The organism is Anaerotignum sp. MB30-C6, from assembly GCF_030908465.1.
Lineage (GTDB): Bacteria > Bacillota > Clostridia > Lachnospirales > Anaerotignaceae > Chakrabartyella.
In genome coordinates this window covers 2,797,791-2,816,946 of sequence record NZ_CP133078.1, presented here as the reverse complement: position 1 = coordinate 2,816,946, position 19,156 = coordinate 2,797,791, and the positions used below count along the sequence as shown (strand labels likewise).

At 40.9% G+C, this 19,156-nt stretch carries 15 protein-coding genes; 14 read left to right on the top strand and 1 reads right to left on the bottom strand.

Annotation, left to right across the window (positions count from 1 at the left end):
* The first annotated feature begins 8 nt into the window (after positions 1 to 8).
* The 7 genes from RBQ60_RS13690 (at position 9) to hpt (ending at position 11,365) form a co-directional block, all read left to right on the top strand.
* Entirely contained in the window at positions 9 to 1,346 is a 1,338-nt protein-coding gene (locus RBQ60_RS13690; RefSeq protein WP_331654204.1) for a glucose-6-phosphate isomerase, read from the top strand.
* A 302-nt stretch (positions 1,347 to 1,648) separates the two neighbouring features.
* Positions 1,649 to 2,461 carry an MBL fold metallo-hydrolase gene (locus RBQ60_RS13685; RefSeq protein ID WP_307884233.1) on the top strand — a complete coding sequence of 271 codons (813 nt, stop codon included), beginning with the start codon at positions 1,649 to 1,651 and terminating at the stop codon, positions 2,459 to 2,461.
* A gap of 13 nt (positions 2,462 to 2,474) precedes the next feature.
* Entirely contained in the window at positions 2,475 to 3,734 is a 1,260-nt protein-coding gene (locus RBQ60_RS13680) for an amidohydrolase (protein ID WP_307884232.1), read from the top strand.
* Between the two features lie 140 nt (positions 3,735 to 3,874).
* Positions 3,875 to 6,538 carry an S-layer homology domain-containing protein gene (locus tag RBQ60_RS13675; protein ID WP_307884231.1) on the top strand — a complete coding sequence of 888 codons (2,664 nt, stop codon included), beginning with the start codon at positions 3,875 to 3,877 and terminating at the stop codon, positions 6,536 to 6,538.
* A 243-nt stretch (positions 6,539 to 6,781) separates the two neighbouring features.
* Positions 6,782 to 9,184, top strand: a complete 2,403-nt coding sequence (locus RBQ60_RS13670; protein WP_307884230.1) for a SpoIIE family protein phosphatase — start codon at positions 6,782 to 6,784, stop codon at positions 9,182 to 9,184.
* 289 nt (positions 9,185 to 9,473) lie between these two features.
* Positions 9,474 to 10,838 (top strand): tRNA lysidine(34) synthetase TilS, encoded by a 1,365-nt coding sequence (gene tilS, locus RBQ60_RS13665; protein WP_307884229.1) that lies wholly within the window; start codon positions 9,474 to 9,476, stop codon positions 10,836 to 10,838.
* Complete coding sequence (hpt, locus tag RBQ60_RS13660; protein ID WP_307884228.1) at positions 10,835 to 11,365, top strand: hypoxanthine phosphoribosyltransferase; 531 nt, start codon at positions 10,835 to 10,837, stop codon at positions 11,363 to 11,365. Before tilS ends, hpt begins: the two co-directional genes overlap by 4 nt.
* 159 nt (positions 11,366 to 11,524) lie before the next feature.
* Here the strand turns inward: hpt and RBQ60_RS13655 are convergent, their stop codons facing one another.
* Complete coding sequence (locus tag RBQ60_RS13655; RefSeq protein WP_307884227.1) at positions 11,525 to 12,715, bottom strand: IS256 family transposase; 1,191 nt, start codon at positions 12,713 to 12,715, stop codon at positions 11,525 to 11,527.
* Between the two features lie 208 nt (positions 12,716 to 12,923).
* Here RBQ60_RS13655 and ftsH point away from each other — a divergent pair, with 208 nt between their 5' ends.
* The 7 genes from ftsH (at position 12,924) to RBQ60_RS13620 (ending at position 19,126) form a co-directional block, all read left to right on the top strand.
* Complete coding sequence (ftsH, locus tag RBQ60_RS13650; protein ID WP_307884226.1) at positions 12,924 to 14,849, top strand: ATP-dependent zinc metalloprotease FtsH; 1,926 nt, start codon at positions 12,924 to 12,926, stop codon at positions 14,847 to 14,849.
* Positions 14,849 to 15,250: a thioesterase family protein gene (locus RBQ60_RS13645; RefSeq protein ID WP_307884225.1), complete on the top strand. Its 402-nt coding sequence runs from the start codon at positions 14,849 to 14,851 to the stop codon at positions 15,248 to 15,250. Before ftsH ends, RBQ60_RS13645 begins: the two co-directional genes overlap by 1 nt.
* Positions 15,251 to 15,301: 51 nt before the next feature.
* The gene (locus RBQ60_RS13640; protein ID WP_307884224.1) at positions 15,302 to 16,273 is read left to right on the top strand and encodes a biotin--[acetyl-CoA-carboxylase] ligase; all 972 of its coding nucleotides are present in this window, start codon (positions 15,302 to 15,304) and stop codon (positions 16,271 to 16,273) included.
* Between the two features lies 1 nt (position 16,274).
* Positions 16,275 to 16,655, top strand: a complete 381-nt coding sequence (locus RBQ60_RS13635) for a DUF6145 family protein (RefSeq protein ID WP_307884223.1) — start codon at positions 16,275 to 16,277, stop codon at positions 16,653 to 16,655.
* 208 nt (positions 16,656 to 16,863) lie between these two features.
* Positions 16,864 to 17,505 (top strand): ECF transporter S component, encoded by a 642-nt coding sequence (locus RBQ60_RS13630; protein ID WP_307884222.1) that lies wholly within the window; start codon positions 16,864 to 16,866, stop codon positions 17,503 to 17,505.
* Between the two features lie 65 nt (positions 17,506 to 17,570).
* Positions 17,571 to 18,368 carry a type III pantothenate kinase gene (locus RBQ60_RS13625; RefSeq protein WP_307884221.1) on the top strand — a complete coding sequence of 266 codons (798 nt, stop codon included), beginning with the start codon at positions 17,571 to 17,573 and terminating at the stop codon, positions 18,366 to 18,368.
* Positions 18,359 to 19,126, top strand: coding sequence for a type III pantothenate kinase (locus tag RBQ60_RS13620; protein WP_307884220.1), 768 nt, complete (start codon positions 18,359 to 18,361; stop codon positions 19,124 to 19,126). The genes RBQ60_RS13625 and RBQ60_RS13620 overlap by 10 nt, the downstream gene beginning before the upstream one ends.
* Positions 19,127 to 19,156 lie beyond the last annotated feature (30 nt).

Sequence of the window (19,156 nt, the reverse complement as noted above, 5' to 3'; positions counted from 1 at the left end):
ATTTCTAAATGGGACTTAAATTTACAGTGCAAGGGGAAGCAATGAAAAAAGAGAACTTCATAGCACTCTCTGAAGATGTTCAGCGTTGCCATGAAGCCCTCCACAATAAAACGGGCAAAGGCAACGACTTTTTAGGTTGGGTGGATTTGCCAAGAAGTTACGATAAGGAAGAGTTTACTAGAATTAAAGAAGCGGCGAAAAAAATCAAAAAAGACAGTAGCGTGTTAATTGTGATTGGTATCGGCGGTTCCTATTTGGGGACAAGAACGGCTTTAGATTTTATCAAAAGCCCTTATTATAACGAATTAAAAAAGGAAACTCCGGATATTTACTTTGTAGGCAACAATATTAGCTCTGCATATTTAAACGATATTTTGAAAATTTTAGGAGACAGAGATTTTTCTATAAATGTCATCTCAAAGTCTGGTACGACAACAGAGCCTGCCATTGCTTTTCGTATTTTCAAACAGCTTTTAGAGAAAAAATACGGAAAAGAAGGAGCAGCAAAGCGTATTTATGCAACCACAGACAAAGCCAAAGGTGCCTTAAAAGAAATGTGCAACCAAGAGGGATATGAGACCTTTGTGATCCCCGATGATATTGGCGGTCGATTTACGGTTTTAACTGCCGTTGGCTTGTTGGCCATGGCAGTGGCTGATGTGGATATTGATGGGGTTATGGCTGGCGCAAGAGATGCCATGGAAACCTATGCAAACCCTGACATTCAGAAAAACCAATGCTATCAGTATGCAGCAATGCGTTATTTATTTTATAAGCAAGGCAAAACCATCGAAATTTTAGCAAACTATGAACCTCACTTGACTTCTTTTGGAGAATGGTACAAACAGCTTTTTGCCGAAAGTGAAGGGAAGGACGGCGAGGGAATCTTCCCCGTTTCTGCAAATTTTTCCACGGATTTACACTCCATCGGTCAGTTTATTCAAGAAGGTAGTCGATATTTCTTTGAAACTGTTCTTTGGAGCAAAGAGCCCAAAACCCCTGCAATCATTCCTTTTGATGAAAATGATGGGGATGGTTTAAATTTTTTGGCAGGGAAAGACCTGCAGTATGTAAACAGCAAGGCTTTTGCTGGAACCATGCTTGCCCATATGGACGGCGGGGTGCCGAATATGGTAATAGAGATGGCGCGTATGGATGCATGGCATTTTGGAGCTTTGGTTTACTTCTTTGAAAAAGCAGTTGGTATCAGCGGGTATTTGCTGGGGGTTAATCCTTTTGACCAACCTGGGGTGGAGGCATATAAGAAGAATATGTTTGCCTTGCTTGGAAAAGCAGGGTATGAAGGGCTTAATGCTGAATTGGAAGATAGGCTTTGCCAAAATTAGGTTTAATTCAGGGTGTAGACGGGGTCTACGCCCTATTTTTTATGGGAAATATACTCTGTAGAAAGTAAAAAAATATCTATAGATGAGGAAGATGGCTTTTTATTTGTAAAGCCTTGAAAAAAAGGTGGGCTTGGGTTTTGGTGATGCGAGTATTTAAGAGTTCTTTCTATCCCAGAAAAACAAGAAAAAAAGTTTGGAACTTTTTCCTTTATTTGCCGTCTTATGAAGTGTATAGCATACCCTTTCCTTGTTTTCCTTGACTAATTCAAGTATAATAGTAGGGAAAATAAGGGAGGGGAAATATGATGCGAGTTACCGTATTGATGGATAACCACACAGATATTGATGTATATTATTTAGGCGAGCCCGCTGTATCCTATTGGATTGAAGCGGATGGAAAGTCATTTTTGTTTGATTTGGGTTATTCTTCGGCATTTTTAAAAAATGCAAAAGACATGGCCATTGATGTGACAAAGGCTGATGGGGTGATACTTTCCCATGGGCATAATGATCATACAGGTGGACTTGTATCGTTCATTGACATATGTCATGGCAACAAACCAAAGGTTATTTGTCATCCACATACGTTAATTTCAAGAAATTTTAATGGGCTACCCATTGGCAGTCCCCTCGACAAAGAAACATTGCAACAGCACCTTATCCTTTTTGAAACGAAGGAGCCCTATTGGCTTACAGAAAATCTGGTTTTTCTGGGGGAGGTACCTAGAGAGTTATCTTTTGAGAAACCTTATCCCATTGGTACGTTGGAAGCAAAAGAGGGCGATTCACCTGATATGATTTTAGATGATACAGCCTTGGCATACTCCACAGAGCAGGGGATTTATATTATTACAGGCTGTTCCCATGCCGGTATTTGCAATATCATTGAATATGCCAAAAAAGTATTGGGGAAAGAAAAAGTATTAGGAATCTTAGGGGGGTTCCACCTGTTTGATATAGACAAAAGAACAGAGGAAACCATTTCTTACATCGCAAAGGAACAGGTACAAAGCTTATATCCTTGTCACTGCACCTCTTTTCGGGTAAGAGCAGCCCTAGATCAGCAGTGTCCCGTGGAAGAAGTGGGCGTAGGCTTGGTTTTAAATTGGGAATAAGGAGGCTACTGCAGTGATTACAAAAGAAGACTTGTTGTTGCTTATAGACAATGAAAAGGAGGCAATTCTCCAAAGGGGAAATGAATTTTTCCAGTGTGCTGAACTTGGTTTTCGGGAAGTGAAAACAGTAAAAAAAATAACGGATTTGCTAGATGCATGGGGCGTTCCTTATGAAAAAGATGTGGCGGTTACAGGGGTCATTGCTACCATAGGGAAAGGGAACGGATACCATATTGCTTTCGCCGCCGATATGGATGCTTTGCCTAAAAAGGATGGCACAGGAAATATCCATTCTTGCGGGCATAGTATCCAAACGACTATGGCTTTATCGGTACTGAAGGCACTGATTGATTCGGGCATGATGGAGCAGACAGATTGTAAGGTCAGCTTTTTCTTTACACCCGCCGAAGAATTCATTGATTTTGAATATCGGGATGATTTGATTGTCCGTGGTAAGTTGGAATTTCGCTCGGGCAAACAGAATATGATAGCCTTAGGCTGTTTTGATGGGGTGGATTGTGTGCTTTCTGCCCATGCCAACGGAGACCAGGGAACAAAATTTGATGTGGGCTCAACTTTAGCAGGGTTTATGGCGAAGAAGGCAGTGTTTGTGGGCCGTGCCGCTCATTCAGGGGCAGCCCCTCATTTGGGGAGGAACACCTTGCACGGGGCAACTTTAGCCATGAATGCCATCTCCTTTTTGAAAGATCAGTTTGATCCAACCAAGGGTTTACGCTTAAACCCCGTCTTGACGGAAGGGGGCGGAAGTGTCAATGTAATTCCTGATAAAACGGTTTTGGAAACCTATGTTAGGGCCAATGATAATGAAACATTATTTGAGGCTTGTGCCAGAGTGGATGCTTGTATTGAGCATTGTGCAAAGGCCTTGGAATTACAGTGTATGATTACAAATGCAGCGGGATATTTACCTTTAAAACAATCGAAAAAGGTGAATCAGCTTGTAAAGGAAAATATGCTGAAATTTAGTGGTCCTGAGGAAATCGTTGAAAATCCTGTATCGGGTGCATCGGGAGATGTGGGGGACTTGAGTTACCTTATACCAACGGTACAATTTGGGTTTTCAGGAATAAAAGGGCGGTTCCATGACGATTCTTTTGAAGTATCTGACTATGAAAATTGTTATATTACCTCGGTGAAAGTCATGTTAGGTACGATTTATGATTTGATTTCAGAAGAAAATAACAGAGTTTTTCCCAAGGATTATGAACAAAAAAAGTTAAAATATTTGAATATTATTCGCATAAAAAACTAAGGTAAAAATAAAAACCTTAAAACTTTTGCAAAGATTTTTAAGGCTAATTATGTTATAGTAATGAAGAAAGCTACGATAGTAAATTTTGGTTAGCTTAGTACGATTAGGATAAAAAATAAGTTGAATGGGGGCATTTACTTATGAAAAGATTTTTAGCGGTCGCTTTGGCCACATCATTAACTTTTGGCAGTATGGGGGTAACGGCTTTTGGTTCCGTGTTTGCTGATATTAAATCGGCACCTTGGCCAGGAGCAGTACAATTTATCGATGAAGCCCAATCTTTGGGTTTGATGAACGGTTATACAGAAAATGGAAAGAAGTATAGTAAGCCGAGAAATAACGTGACTTTATGTGAATCTGTGCAGATGATTTATTCTATTATGAAGGTACATACAAAAAAAGATGTGACTTCCACAGATATTTCTAAATGGACGCCGGTTATGAGCGCCTATAATATTCCTACATGGGCTTATAATGCCACTGCCTATGCCTTGGAAAATGAAATCATTACCAACAATGACTTAACCAAGTTGAAAAATGGCACACAAAACGCAACGAGAGAAGAAGTAGGCGTAATGTTTGGTAAAGCATTAGGTGCTGTTTACAGTGTGAACAACAATGCAACATTATCTTACAAAGATGCTAAGCAGATTTCAAGCAGCTCTGTGCCTTACTTGGATCTTTTGAATAGCAAAAATATTATGGTTGGGGATCCAAATAACAAGTTTAACCCCAAATCCAAAATCAATCGTGCGGAAATGGCTGTGTTATCTGTAAAAACATTTAACAACCTAAAAGATGGGGGCACAACAACAACACCTACCGCTCCTTCTTCTGGCACAGTGACAGGTAAAGTTGTCAACAGCATGTTGTTAAGCAACGGGGATATTTTCCTAAGTGTAAATCCTGATAACAGTGCAGGCTTAAACTTATTTGGTAAGAAGTCTGATGTTAAGGTAACCTATGAAAATGAAACTGTGGACTTAAAAGACATTGGCGTAGGGGATACTGTTACCATTACTTATAGTAATGAGGATTTAAAAACCGTTGTAATTAATAAATCCGTTGAGGGCATTAATACAAAGAAGACCTTCCCTCTGGAGGATTTATCAAGCAGTAGAATTACTGTTAAAAATGGTAGTAAAGAAGAAGAATATCGCTTGCATAGAGATGTTTCTGTTAAAATTGGTGACAAAAAGTCCAGTGTTTCTTCTTTAAAAGATGATATGGAAGATTATGAATACAACGTAACATTAACCTTTGACAGTTCCAATTATGTTACAAAAATTGATGCAATGCGTAGTAAGGGAAACCCTCTTACCGGTGATCTTACATACATGAGTAATTCCAAAGTAACCATTGAGGTCGGTAGCAAAGATTATGATTATCCTCTTTCTGATGATGACGTTAAGATAAAGTTTGATGGAAAGACCATTTTATTCTCAACGCTGAAGGACGAATATAAGGACAATAATTACACTGTAACATTGAAACTGGATAGCAAGGGCTACGTTACAGATATTAACATTGAATTTATGGAAGATGAGACCCATGGTACGTTAGAGTTTATCAATAGTCGTCGCCTTGAATTGAAGGCTGGCGGTAAAACTTACAGTTATGATATTGATAAAAATGTAGATGTTGAGATTGATGATAAGAATAGCTCTGTTTCAACATTAATGGATAAATATGAAAATAATCCATATAGAATCGCCTTAAAGGTTGACCGTTATGATGTTGTTACTGAAATTTCTGCAACAACGAAAAATGCATCCTTGGCAAAAGGTACTTTAAAAGAATTGACTTCATCCAAAATCAAAATTTCTGTGGATAATAAGTCGTATGAATATGACTTGGATGATCCTGAAGTAAAGATTGACGGTAAGAAGGTTTCTTTCTCAAGCTTTAGAAAGGATTACGATGATTACAAATACGAAGTTGAACTGAAATTCAACAGCAAGGGCGAAGTAGATGAGATTATCGGCAAGAATAAAGATGCAACAAAAGGTATCCTAAAGAATATTGAGCCTAGAAAGAATGAAATTAGAATTCGTGCTGGCGGTGCGGATTATACTTACGACATTGATGAGGATGTAAGAGTAACCTTAAATGGTAGCAGCTCCACCGTTTCTAAATTGGATGATGCCTTTGAAGATGCACGCCGCCACGACGAAGACATTGAAATCACCTTGACTCTGAACAGCAGGGATAAGGTTACAAAGATTGTGGCTGAGTTGGAAGATGCAGATGATGAAGATGATGATACGAAAAAAGGCACTTTGCGTAGTTTAGATGAGTGGTATATTACCATTAAAACAAGTTCCGGCTCGAAAGAATATTCCTTTGAATCAGGTGAAATAGATTATAGGTTGGACGGAAAAAGCAGTAGTGTAAAAAAATTAAATGATGCTTTAGATGACTTGGATAGTGATGAGGTGATCACTGCAACTCTTTACCTAAACTCTAAAGACAAGGTAACGAAAGTAGTTGCAAAGATTCAGGATGAAAATGACGTGGATGATGATGATGAAAAGCCTGAAAAAGGCTATTTGAAAAAGGTTTATACCTCTAGCGAAAAAATAGTCATTGAAAGTTCAGGGAAAGAATATACATGGTATACTATTTCCGATGTAGATATTGATTATGATTTAAGCCGTGACTATGACGAAGAGGATTATGATAAGGATTTGGGCGGTTTGAAAAAGCTTCTCAGAAAGTGTGAAGATGAAAATGATGATTGTTATGTAAAGTTGACAGTCAATAGCAAGGGTAAGGTAACAGATATTGATGCTGAGGATAAATAAGCCCGGCGGAAGTTTTAAGAAATAAGGAGTAACAATGAAAAAGAAAAAGAGCGTGTAGTTTTCGGACTATAGGCTCTTTTTTTTGCAAGTTCAGTTAAGAAGAATATAGTGACTTATCTTTTGGGAATAAATTCTACAAAGATTTTTCAAATATAATGTCGAAAAAAACTCTACGATACCTCCAGCAATTGACAAAAAAAGCAGTCATATTTTCATACAATAGAGAATATGGAGGGAAGCGCTATGGAAAAAACAGAAATTATATTAGAACAAATAGTCCAAGAACCTGTGGTAACCCAAGATGTATCGTTTCATACAAAAAGCGTGCCGAAGCTAATTCATGGCAAAGATATTTTGAAGTTTGTACTTTTATGTGCAATGGGAGTCTGTTGGGGAAAAGCAGAGATGTTACATATTTTACGTCCCATGGGCATTGCCTATATCTCCTTATTTTTTGGAGAAGGGATTTTATTTTGGGGAGCACTGGTTTCTGTGGGAGTAGGTTGTGTTGTGGATATACCCCTAAAGGCAGGAGCTGCCTTGGCGGCGGCGTGTGCCATTCAATTAACCTTAGGAAGGTTTGTGGATCGGGAAGAAATGTTGAAAAAGGCACTTTTAGGAGCCTTCGCTATGGCACTGTCAGGCATATTTTATGCCATTAGCAAGGGTGGCCTCACGTTTCATTTCGTCATTGGGGGGATTGAAAGTATTTTGGTGGTTGGAATTTCATTATTGGCTCAAAGAGGTGTGATTTTTCTTTGGGAAAAAAGGAGTGTTCCTGTTCCAAGTCGAGAGGAAACCTTGGGCTTGGTTTTTCTTTTAGGAGGGGCCATTGCTGGGCTTTCTACCATGGAACATCCATATTTGCAGCAGGGGTTACTTCCTTGTCTTTTGGCTTACTTTTTGGCCGCTTGCGCTTGGCGTGATGGAATGGGCGGGGGTGCCGCTGGAGGGATGTTGTTTGGGCTTATGCTATACCTTTGTGGTGGAGTAGACTTACTATTTTTTACGGTATTGGGTGTAAGTGGGTTGTTGGCAGGTTGTTTGAAAGACATGGGTCGGATTCCGTTAGTACTGGTACACATTATAACGCCATTGTTATTTTTATTTTATACAGATGCCTCTCTCGTTGCACCTTTGTGGGCAGGAGGATGGGCTTTGGGAGCTGTTGGTTTTTTGCTTACGCCAAAAAAAGGACTTGTATGGATGACAGGAAGTTTTTGGGAGAAAGAGGGGAGTAAAGATAAATACATTAGGAAAAAAGAATTGCTGGAAGAAAGGCTTCTTGGTTTTTCCAAAGCCTTTACCGCCCTGGCAAAAACTTTTGTTCATAAAGAAGATGGGCAAGAAAAAAAGGATGTTTCAAAATTGGTTGATACCATTGCAGAAAGGGCGTGTCCTGGATGCGGCATGGCCCATTATTGTTGGAACGAGGAATTGTATCGAAGTTATAGTATGACATTTTCTGCTTTATCTTACTGTGAGGGAAAAGGGAGGGTGACTTTAGCCCAGATGCCTGAGTCTTTCTGTCAGATGTGTGCAAGAAAAGAAATTTTTGTGGAAACAGTAAATCAAGTCTATGAAGGATACCGTAGAGACAGGATTTGGTTGGGCCGTTTGGCGGAGTGCAGAGAATTGGTGGGCCAGCAAATGAAAGCGGTAAGCGATATTTTATCGGGACTTTCTGGCCAGCTAGAGGTTGGATATGTATTTTTAGAGCAGGCAGGAGAAATGTTAAAAGAGGAATGTGCCAAAGAAGGCATCCGCTTACGGGATGTGCGTGTTTTGGAAGAAAAAAATAGGTATGGCAGACAAGTACAAATCTCTTTTCGGGGGTGTGGATGCCGAGGGGTGTGTAAAAGCAAAATTTTGCCTTTGGTGAAACGTACCATGAATCGTCCCATGGCTTTGAAGGAACCCAATGCTTGTCATTGCGAAAAGGATGGCATTTGTACCCTTTCTTTTATGGAAGTTCCTGCGTTTACTTTAACCACAGCCACTGCGTTTACTTCCGCACAGGAGAATCAGCCTGTGGGAGACACATCTGCATTTTTAGAAACGGATAAGGGCATGGCACTGATGGCTCTTTCTGATGGAATGGGACAAGGAAGCGGTGCCGCTGAGGAAAGCCGCACAGCCATAGAACTTTTGGAGCAGTTTACCGAAGCTGGTTTTGAACGGGATTTGGCGGTAAACATGATAAACTCTGCATTGCTGTTGCGTAAAGGGGAAGAAAGCTATGCAACCCTTGATATTTGTGCCGTAGATTTATTTGACGGCAGGGCGGAATTTATAAAGTTGGGCGCCGTTCCTTCCTACATAAGCCGTGGTGGCCGGATTTTAACAGTGACCTCCCATACTTTACCTGCAGGCATATTACAACAGGTTCAAATCGTTAAGAATGAAATGCTGTTGAAGGATGGGGACATGATATTTTTATTAACCGATGGTGTTACCGAGGCTTTGGGTGGAGAAAACCTTACGGCTGCTTGGCTAAAAGAAAAATTGGAAAAGTTCCCCTTGTCAAATCCACAGGATGCGGCGGAGTATATTCTAAAAGAGGCACAAAAAGAAATGGCAGATGTGCCGAAGGACGACATGACTGTTCTTGCAGGACGTTTTTGGAAAAAAAGAAAAAGTGCCTAGGGTGAATGAATTATAATGATTTTGGAAAGCCTAATAAAGCAAAGCTTTTCCTTGGTAAAGAAACTTAAAATAATTGAATTTGGTGGGTTAGCGGAACCTCTCCTGTTTTTCCGAAGGGAAATACAGGGGAGGTTCTCCGTTTTTTCAAATAAATAGTACCTGAAGTGGCAAGGATTGCCTTTCTATGGAATTTGGTGTAAAGTGAATACGTAGGAATGGGTTTTTTTCTTTTATATAAGCTTGGCAGAAGCCCATAATCATTTAGTTCTAAAGCTCGGGAGCGATATGTATGCGAAATAAAGTCTGGCAGACCATAGATAAATTTCATATGTGCCCACATGGCTCAACTATTGTGGTTGGAGTATCGGGTGGGGCCGATTCCATTGCTTTGCTCCATATTTTAAAGGTGTTTTCCGAGGAGCAAAATTGGAGCCTCACTGCAATTCATGTGCATCATGGTTTGCGGGGGAATGAGGCTGATAAAGACAGGACTTTTGTGGAGGAGACTTGCCGTAAGTGGGAAATTCCTTGCAAAGTGTTTTATTTTGATGTGGCACAGGAGGCAAAAAAACGAGGCCTTGGTACGGAGGAAATGGGACGAGTTTTACGATATGAAACCTTTGAGAAAGAAAGCAAGGGAGGCCTGATTGCCGTAGCTCACAATCGAAACGACCAAGGAGAAACGATTTTAATGCGCCTTTGTCGTGGGGCAGGCGTGTCGGGTTTAGTTGGGATTCGCCCCGTTCGGGACACTATCATTCGCCCCCTATTATTTTGTACAAGAAAAGAAATTGAAGAATACTGTGAAGTAAACAAACTTTCTTATTGTCAAGATAGTACCAATTTTGAGAACACTTATACCCGAAATCGGGTTAGAAATCAGATACTGCCTTTATTAGAGGAGATTTATCCAAAGGCAACGGAGCATATTGCCCAAACGGCAGAGATTATTGCTGAGGAAGAGGAATATTTGCAAGCCCAAGCCCAAGGCTTATTTCAAAAGGCATTAGAAGGATTGGAGAAGGATAAGATTTCTCTAAGCTTGGAAGCTTTGCTAGATATGCATAAGGTAATGCGTAAAAGGGTATTTGCCATGGCCCTTTTTAAGCTCGGGGCAAAAAAAGATGTAGGTGCCATCCATTTTGATTCCTTAGAGGGATTGTTGTTCCAAGAAAGTGGCAAGGGTTTTAACTTGCCAAACAGAATGATGGCCCAGAAGAATTATGGCTCATTGGTTATTAAAAAAAGTAAAATGCAGAGCAAAGGGTTTTCTTATACTCTGATGGAGAATGAAGAAATCTATATCCCAGAGGCAAATATTTTGGTGAGTACATGGATTTGTACAGAAAAAAAAACAGAAAATAATGAGGATTGCTGTACGAAACAATTTGATTATGATAAAATAGGCTGTAAACTTTTTTGTCGAACGAGACAAAAAGGGGATAGCCTTGCCATTCGCAACGGACGAAAAAAGCTGAAAGATTTTATGATTGATGAAAAAATCCCAAGGGAAGAAAGAGACGTTTTACCTCTGATTGCTTTTGAAGGCGAAATTCTTTGGGTATTGGGTAAGCGGATTTCGGCGGCATATCAGCCAGATGAGGCGACAAAACGTTTTTTGACAGTTCAGATACGGAGGTTCACTGAAGGATGAAAGAAAGAGTAGAAGTTATGATCAGTGCTGATGCAATCAGCAAAAGATTAGAAGAAATGGCAGAGCAGATTTATGAGGATTTTGGCGGCGAGCAAGTTGAGGTTATTTGCGTTCTAAAAGGTGCAGTAGTGACTTTGACAGAACTTTCTAAAAGATTAAAAATGCCTGTTACAATGAGCTTTATGGATGTTTCCAGCTATGGTAATGGTACAGAAAGTACAGGTAATATCAAAATCTTGCGTGACTTAGATGAGGATATTACAGGAAAGAACGTGCTTTTAATTGAGGATATTATTGATAGCGGTAGAACTTTGAGCCACCTGAGAGAGCTTTTGTTAAAAAGAGAGCCAAAAACATTTAAGATTTGTACCCTGCTGGATAAGCCTGATAGACGTGTGGCAGAAGTTCCTGTGGACTACGTTGGCTTTACCATCCCCGATGCCTTTGTTGTTGGTTTCGGTTTGGACTATGCACAAAGATATCGTAACTTGAATTATGTAGGCGTTCTGCACTTTGACGAAGATTAAATATAATAAAAAGAAGTAGTGTTTCTTTCAAGAAACTCTACTTCTTTTTTTGTTGGAAAAAGCATTTGTTTTTCATTAAACTTTTCGAAACCTACGTTGCCTTTTTGGTAGTGTCAATAATTATGCGCAAATTGGTTTGCAGTCTCTGAGATAAAAAAGTCATCCGGCGATATAAGCGTCTTCAACAGTCGACTCCAGATGCTTCATATTCATATACTTCTTATTGCCCCACTGCGTACCGGCTACATGTCGTAAGCGGGCGCAGACTAGCATCAAGGCCGAGTTGCCGTCAGGAAAGCAGCCAACCACACGGGTGCGCCTGCGAATTTCTCTGTTCAGCCGTTCTATCACGTTGTTGGTGCGGATTCTTGTCCAGTGCTCCGAGGGGAAGTCAGCGTAGGTCAGCGTTTCCTCAATGCCGTCCTCCACTTTTTTAGCTGCCTCCTTGAGCTTCATTTCTTTGAGTGCGGCAACTACGTCCTTGGCCTTCGCTCTAGCGGCAGCTTTGCTCTCCTGGGCATGAATGGCCTTGAGCATTTTAGCTACTAGTTTCCCCTTGGTGCGTGGCACGACAGAAAATACATTTCGATAGAAATGCACGGTACAACGTTGGTATTTGGCTTCTGGAAACACTTCACCAACGGCCTCTAGCATTCCCAAACACTTATCACCAACGATGAGGTTCACCCCGTTTAAACCTCGGCTTTTTAGCCACTGAAAGAAGCTGACCCAGCTGGCCTTGTCCTCTTTCATCCCTTCGGAAGCACCTAAAATTTCACGGTAACCATCCTCGTTAACTGCAATCGCTACCAGAATGGCCACATTTTCAAATTCACCGCCCCAGTTGCGACGCAGGTAGATGCCGTCCACATAGACATACGGATAGCGCCCGCCCTGTAACGGACGGTTGCGCCAGTCTTCGATATGTATATAGGCTTTTTTGTTTAGCTCGCTAATGGTGGAAGGTGATACCTTGCTGCCCCACAGCGCTTCTGTGATATCCTCCACACGGCGCACAGAGACGCCGGCAAGATACATCTCGATGAGCGCTTCTTCCACGCTGCTTTCCCTGCGGCGATACCGCTCAATGATGGCTGTTTCAAACGAGATTCCCTTGAGTCGGGGCACATTAAGCGTAACGTCGCCAGATGTGGTGGTAAGGTTTCGACTGTAATGGCCGCTGCGATAGCCTTGCCGTTCCTCACTGCGCTCGTAACGAGCTACCTGGGTCAGCTTCTCCGCTTCGGCCTCCAGCAGGCCGTTAAGTGTTTCTTCCACGCTGCCTCGAACCAATTCCTTGATTTGCCCCTTGATTACTTCCTCGTTTAACTGTACAATTTTTTCGGACATGGTTTGCTGTCTCCTTTCAGAATGGTGTGTTGCAACTTTATTCTAACAAAGACTGCAAACCTTGTCTCTTTTTATGCCTTTTCAAATTTGCGCAATTTATTGTACCTTATCGCCTTTTTTATTGAGATATGATAAAATTAAAAACTAGTACGGATTAAAAATGGAGATATGAAAAAATTCGATTTGAGAAATAACAGGAGGGAATCTATTGAATAAATACTGGAAGCCCATTGGGCTGTATGCGTTGATTTTTGTTATTATTTTGGCTGCTTTGGCCTTCAATAACGAGGGGATTGCGCCACCTCAGAAGGATCAAAAGGCGTATGATTACAGCGACCTCATAAAAGATATTGAAGAGGAAAATGTAAAGGATATTACAATCACCAGAAGCAAAGAGGTCAGTGATTTTGGTACGGCAGAGGCTACTTTAGCAGATGGTCAAGTGATTAGTGTTAATGTACCAAGTATTTCAACATTCCAAGAACGTGTAGACGAAAAAACTGCTGGGGGCAGTAGTATCAATACTTCGGTTAAAGATGTGCAGAAAGAAAGTTTGCTTTCGGCGTTATTACCTTCTTTGATTATGATGATTGTTATGGTTCTCTTCTTTATGCTGTTGTTTAATAAGTTGCAAGGCGGCGGCGGAAAAATGGCTAACTTTGGAAAAAGCAAAGCCAAGATGAGTGTTGAAGGTGAAAATAAAGTTACATTTGAAAATGTTGCTGGATGTGATGAAGAAAAGGCCGAGCTTGAAGAGTTGGTTCATTTCCTTCGTACACCTCAGAAGTTTACGGATTTAGGTGCACGTATTCCAAAGGGTGTGCTTTTGGTTGGCCCTCCAGGAACAGGTAAAACATTGCTTGCCAAAGCCGTTGCTGGGGAAGCGGGAGTACCATTCTTTAGTATTTCAGGTTCTGACTTCGTTGAAATGTTTGTGGGTGTCGGTGCATCCCGTGTACGTGACTTGTTTGAACAAGCGAAGAAAAATGCACCAAGTATCGTTTTTATTGACGAGATTGATGCCGTAGGTCGTCGTAGAGGTGCAGGCCTTGGCGGTGGGCATGATGAAAGAGAGCAAACCTTAAACCAGTTGTTGGTTGAAATGGACGGTTTCGGTATCAATGAAAGTATCATTATCATTGCTGCTACCAACCGTGCAGATATCTTAGACCCTGCGTTGTTGCGTCCTGGTCGTTTTGACAGACAGGTTTATGTAGGCAGACCTGACGTGAAGGGCAGAGAAGCCATTTTAAGAGTGCACTCTAAAGGCAAGCCTTTGGCAGCTGAGGTTGACTTGAAAGTAGTTGCCCAGACAACAGCGGGCTTTACCGGTGCGGATTTGGCAAACCTTTTGAATGAAGCGGCTTTATTGTCAGCCAGAGCAAACAAGGCAGAAATTGATATGGAAGAAATCCAAAGGGCACTGATTAAAATTGGTGTTGGTACTGAGAAAAAGACAAGAGTTATCTCTGAGAAGGAAAAGTATATTACCGCATATCATGAAAGCGGCCATGCCATTTTGTTTGAAGTTTTAAGCGAGTTAGACCCTGTTCATAGCATTTCTATTATCCCTACGGGTATGGCTGGTGGTTATACCATGCCTTTGCCAGGGGAGGATAAAATGTATATGACCAAGATGTATATGGAGCAGGATATCATCAGTTTCTTGGGTGGTCGTGCCGCAGAGTATATTGTAATTAAAGATATTACTACGGGTGCGTCCAATGATATTGAACGAGCCACAGCCATGGCAAGAAACATGGTTACAAAATACGGTATGAGTGACGTTCTTGGGCCGATTCAATTTGGCGAGGAGAGCAACGAGGTATTCATTGGCAGAGATTGGGGCCAGCAGCGAAACTATAGTGAGGCTGTTGCCACAACCATTGATCATGAGGTGAATCGCATCATAACCCATGCATACGACGAAGCGCTACGGATTTTAAAAGAAAACATGGAAGTGTTACATGCTTCTGCGAAGTTGCTTGTAGAGAAGGAAAAAATTACAGGTGATGAATTCCGTGCATTATTTGATCCAAAGGTTCGGAATGAAATTTTAGGCATTGCAGCGGAAGACATAAAGGAAATCTTTGATTCCCAGAACACAAATGAAGAGAGAGAGGAGCATGAATAATGGAGTTTAACAACATTGTACCTGGCATCACTTTTGAAAGAGAATATATCGTGGAGGAGGCAGATACAGCAACTGTTTTCGGCAACGATAATGTACCTGTTTTTGCGTCCCCTAGACTATTATCATGGATTGAAGGCACATCAATTGGTGCAGTTAAGCCCTTTCTTCCTGAAGGTTGGGAAACTGTTGGCACATCTTTTGAGTTTAAGCATATGGCTGCTACTCCCGTTGGTATGAAGGTTCGGGTGGTAGTAGAGTTGTCAGAAGTAAACGGTAAGCTTTTGACATTCCAGATTAAAGCTTATGATGAAGTTGATAAAATTTGTGAAGGCACACATGGTCGTGCTATTATTGATTTGAAAAAATTTATGAGCCGTGTAAGTGACAAGGCAAAAGCGTAAGATTAACGAAGAGCGTCTCATGACGCTCTTTTTTTGACGGAGGTTATTTTTATGTACCGAATTTTAGAGATTTTACGTCGAGAACAAGGTTTCCTTTCCGGGGAAGATGTTGGCAAGCAGTTGGATATTAGTCGGGCAGCCGTTTGGAAGGGAATAAAGAAGTTGCGGGAAGAAGGCTATGAAATAGAGGCCGTAACCAATAAGGGTTATCGTTTAATTTTGCATGATACCATGTATAATGAAAAGGAGATTTCCCAAGGGTTATTGACAAAAAAAATAGGACGACCCATCTATTTTTACAAAGAAACAGACACTACCAATGGCCGCTTGCGGGACCTTGCCCTTGAAGGTTCCCCAGAGGGCACTATTGCCGTAGCAGAGCAAATGACAGCGGGAAGGGGAAGACGTGGACGTCCTTGGGAAGCACCTGCTGGTACTGGCGTTTGGATGAGTATATTGCTGCGTCCCTCCATTCTTCCTTCAGAGGCATCTATTCTTACCCTATTGGCGGGGCTGGCCGTTTGCCAAGCCTTAGAAGAAGATACAGGGATGAACCCTCAAATTAAGTGGCCCAATGATATCTTATTAAATGGAAAGAAACTGGTAGGAATTCTTACGGAGATGCACTGTGAAATGCAAGAAACCCACTTTTTGATCGTTGGAATCGGCATTAACGTGAACACAACGGAATTCCCAGAAGGATTGAGGGATGTTGCAACTTCCCTCTATATAGAAAGTGGCAGAACTTTTTCAAGAAAAAATATTTTGCAAAGGGTTTTGTTGAACTTTGAAAAGTTGTACGATGAGCTTATGAAGGCCCATTGTAGTTTTAAGCCTTTCCTTTCAAGATACAAAGAAAAATGTATAACCATTCATCAAGATGTCAAAGTTTTAGGGAAAGAAACCTTTTATGCCCATGCCCAGGATATCACTGAGGATGGAGAGTTAGTTGTAATAAGAAAGGATACTGGAAAGCGGGAGGTTGTGTTCTCCGGCGAGGTATCCATTAGAGGAGGTAAGTAAGGTGAGTGAGTTGGTTTTAGCGGCGGCAAGCTATGAAAAACAAAAATACTACTTGGAGCCAAAGTTTCAGGCACTTCCCGAATCCATTCAGGAGGAAGTGCGTATGATTTGTGTTACAAAGGCGCAAAAACTGTGCTGTACTTTTTTGATGGGATTTCATGAAGATGGAGAAATTTATTTTAAAACTGTAAAGAGAGAAGATGATTTTGACTTTGATGAAATTGGTGCAGAATTAGAAATCAAAGAACTTTTTCGCACACAAAAGGAACTTTTGGTTTCTTTAAAGGTATGGTTTACTATATATTTTACAAAAGAAGGGGAAAATTTGAAGGCGGAGTTTTTAAATAAGTCAAAAAATGACGAAACATTGTACAAAAATTAACAAAAATAATAAAAATATATTGTAATTATTTCATTAGCTGTTATAATGGTGCATGGTAAGATTCCTAAGGAAAATCAGGGTAAGATGTCATGGTTAAACCATAGCCAGATATACTTCGAATGTTTAGTAGTCTTAGCAATGAAAACCTAGTAATCTTATATCTTCCGTTATGCGGGGCATAAGAGTGAGAATGAAAGGAGTAATTACAATGAATGGACAAGCGGTGGCAGTAAGTGGGAGCAGGCTTTCCGTAAAGGATTTAACAACGACTGGTATGATGATTGCCATTATTTTGTTGATGTCTTTTACGCCCTTAGGTTATCTTCGAACGGCAGGTTTAGAGGTATCTTTGATTACCATTCCTGTTGCAATCGGAGCAATGATTATTGGGCCGAAGGCGGGGCTGCTGTTGGGCACTGTATTTGGACTAACTAGTTTTTATCAGTGTTTTGGTATGAGTCCTTTTGGTGCAGCGCTATTAGGAATCAATCCCTTTTTAACCTTTATTGTATGTGTGCCTACAAGAGCTTTGGTCGGGTGGCTTACAGGGGTGATTTTTAAAGGGATAGAAAAATTGGATGCCCATAAAATGGCTTGTTATTTTATTGGTGGATTCATTGCAGCATTATTAAATACCCTACTGTTTATGGGTGCATTGATTCTGTTTTTTTGGAATACAGAGTACATACAGTCTATTAATGCAAGCATAGGGGACCTAAGCATTTTTGCTTTTGTTCTTACTTTTGTCGGCGTCAATGGTCTGTTGGAAATGCCGGCAACATGTATTGTTGGTGGGGCAGTTTCCAAAACACTAAAAAAAGTATTATATAAAAGGATTCGTTCAAACTAAGGGAAATGGCAAAGGTGCGGATCAGTCCGCACTTTTTTAATCTTTGGTTTTGAGGAGAGGGCAAAATGATATTAGTAATCGATGTAAGTAATACCAACACAGTTTTAGGCGTATTTGATGGAGAGGAACTTGTGGCTAATTGGAGACTATCCACGGTAAGTTCCAGAACTTCCGATGAAACGGGCATATTAATTCGTTCGTTATTCAACCATTCCGATCTTTCGGTAATGGATATTGATGCAGTTATTGTATCTTCTGTTGTTCCTAACGTAATATATTCTTTAACCAACGGGATTCGAAAGTATCTGAAGCATGAAGCCATGATTATTCGTTCGGGAATGAAAACAGGCATTAATCTAAGGATGGAGAACCCCAAAGAGATGGGAACGGATCGTATCGTAAATCTAGTGTCAGCATTCGAGAGATACGGCGGACCAGCCATCGTCATTGATTACAGCACAGCCACGACGTTTGACGTTGTGAGTGAAGACGGTGAGTTTATAACGGGTATTACAGCACCGGGGCTTCAGGTTTGTGCAGAGGCGTTATACCTAAGGGCGGCAAATTTACCTAAGTTTGAAATTGTTGCTCCGGAAAGCATTATTACAAAAACCACTGTAGATAGTATGCAGGCGGGACTTGTCATCAGTCATATAGGGGAAACCATTCATATGATTGAGTGTATCCGTGAGGAATTGGACATTCCTGGGTTAAAAGTGATTGCCACCGGTGGTCTGGCCAAAGTAATCGATGAACACGGAGAAATATTTGATGTCTATGACCCTGTTCTTGCGTTGCATGGGTTACGGCTCATTTACGAGAAGAATAAGAATAGACGACAGGGGGAACGTAAATGCTTCTAGTAATAGATGTGGGGAATACAAATTATGTTTTAGGTGTTTACCACGGGGAAAAGCTGGTAAAATGTTGGCGAATGGCAACGGGAAGCAGCAAAACGGCGGACGAAACGGGTATTTTCCTGTATGGCCTTTTTGAAACAGCAGGCTTTGATATAAAACGTATAGAAGCTGTGATTATCTCCTCGGTAGTCCCTGATATTATGTATTCATTGACCCAAGGTATTCGGAAATATTTTCATATAGACCCTATGATTGTAAGTGCCGGAATGAAAACTGGCATTGTAATCAAGCGGGACAACCCCAAAGCAGTGGGAGCAGATCGTATTGTAAATTTGGTGGCGGCAAATGAGATTTATGGCGGGCCTGCGGTGGTTATTGACTATGGCACTGCCAATACCTTTGATGTAATAAACGACAATTCTGAGTTCATTACAGGGCTGATTACGCCGGGTATTTCCATTTGTGCAGAGGCCTTGTACCAAAGGGCAGCACAGCTTCCTAAAATTGAAATTAAAAAGCCAAAATCAATTGTTGTGAAAAATACAGTTGGAAGTATACAAGCAGGGCTGGTGATTGGTCATATTGGGCAAACAAAGTATATCGTTCAACAACTCAAAGAACAGCTTGACATACCAAATATGAAGGTTATTGCAACAGGTGGCTTAGCACGGGTGATTGACCCGGATAAGAAGATTTTCGATATTTTAGATCCTGTTTTGACACTGAAAGGGCTAAAAATTTTATATCAAAAAAATAGATAGTAGAAAAGACGGGGATGCCTCGTCTTTTTT

What these genes read in the sequence shown, in the direction of transcription:
- RBQ60_RS13620 (WP_307884220.1), top strand. Translation starts at nt 18,359, where the DNA reads ATGCTTCTAGTAATAGATGTGGGGAATACAAATTATGTTTTAGGTGTT.
- RBQ60_RS13630 (WP_307884222.1), top strand. Translation starts at nt 16,864, where the DNA reads ATGAATGGACAAGCGGTGGCAGTAAGTGGGAGCAGGCTTTCCGTAAAG.
- RBQ60_RS13685 (WP_307884233.1), top strand. Translation starts at nt 1,649, where the DNA reads ATGATGCGAGTTACCGTATTGATGGATAACCACACAGATATTGATGTA.
- RBQ60_RS13670 (WP_307884230.1), top strand. Translation starts at nt 6,782, where the DNA reads ATGGAAAAAACAGAAATTATATTAGAACAAATAGTCCAAGAACCTGTG.
- RBQ60_RS13690 (WP_331654204.1), top strand. Translation starts at nt 9, where the DNA reads ATGGGACTTAAATTTACAGTGCAAGGGGAAGCAATGAAAAAAGAGAAC.
- RBQ60_RS13645 (WP_307884225.1), top strand. Translation starts at nt 14,849, where the DNA reads ATGGAGTTTAACAACATTGTACCTGGCATCACTTTTGAAAGAGAATAT.
- tilS (WP_307884229.1), top strand. Translation starts at nt 9,474, where the DNA reads ATGCGAAATAAAGTCTGGCAGACCATAGATAAATTTCATATGTGCCCA.
- RBQ60_RS13625 (WP_307884221.1), top strand. Translation starts at nt 17,571, where the DNA reads ATGATATTAGTAATCGATGTAAGTAATACCAACACAGTTTTAGGCGTA.
- RBQ60_RS13655 (WP_307884227.1), bottom strand. Translation starts at nt 12,715, where the DNA reads ATGTCCGAAAAAATTGTACAGTTAAACGAGGAAGTAATCAAGGGGCAA.
- RBQ60_RS13675 (WP_307884231.1), top strand. Translation starts at nt 3,875, where the DNA reads ATGAAAAGATTTTTAGCGGTCGCTTTGGCCACATCATTAACTTTTGGC.
- RBQ60_RS13640 (WP_307884224.1), top strand. Translation starts at nt 15,302, where the DNA reads ATGTACCGAATTTTAGAGATTTTACGTCGAGAACAAGGTTTCCTTTCC.
- hpt (WP_307884228.1), top strand. Translation starts at nt 10,835, where the DNA reads ATGAAAGAAAGAGTAGAAGTTATGATCAGTGCTGATGCAATCAGCAAA.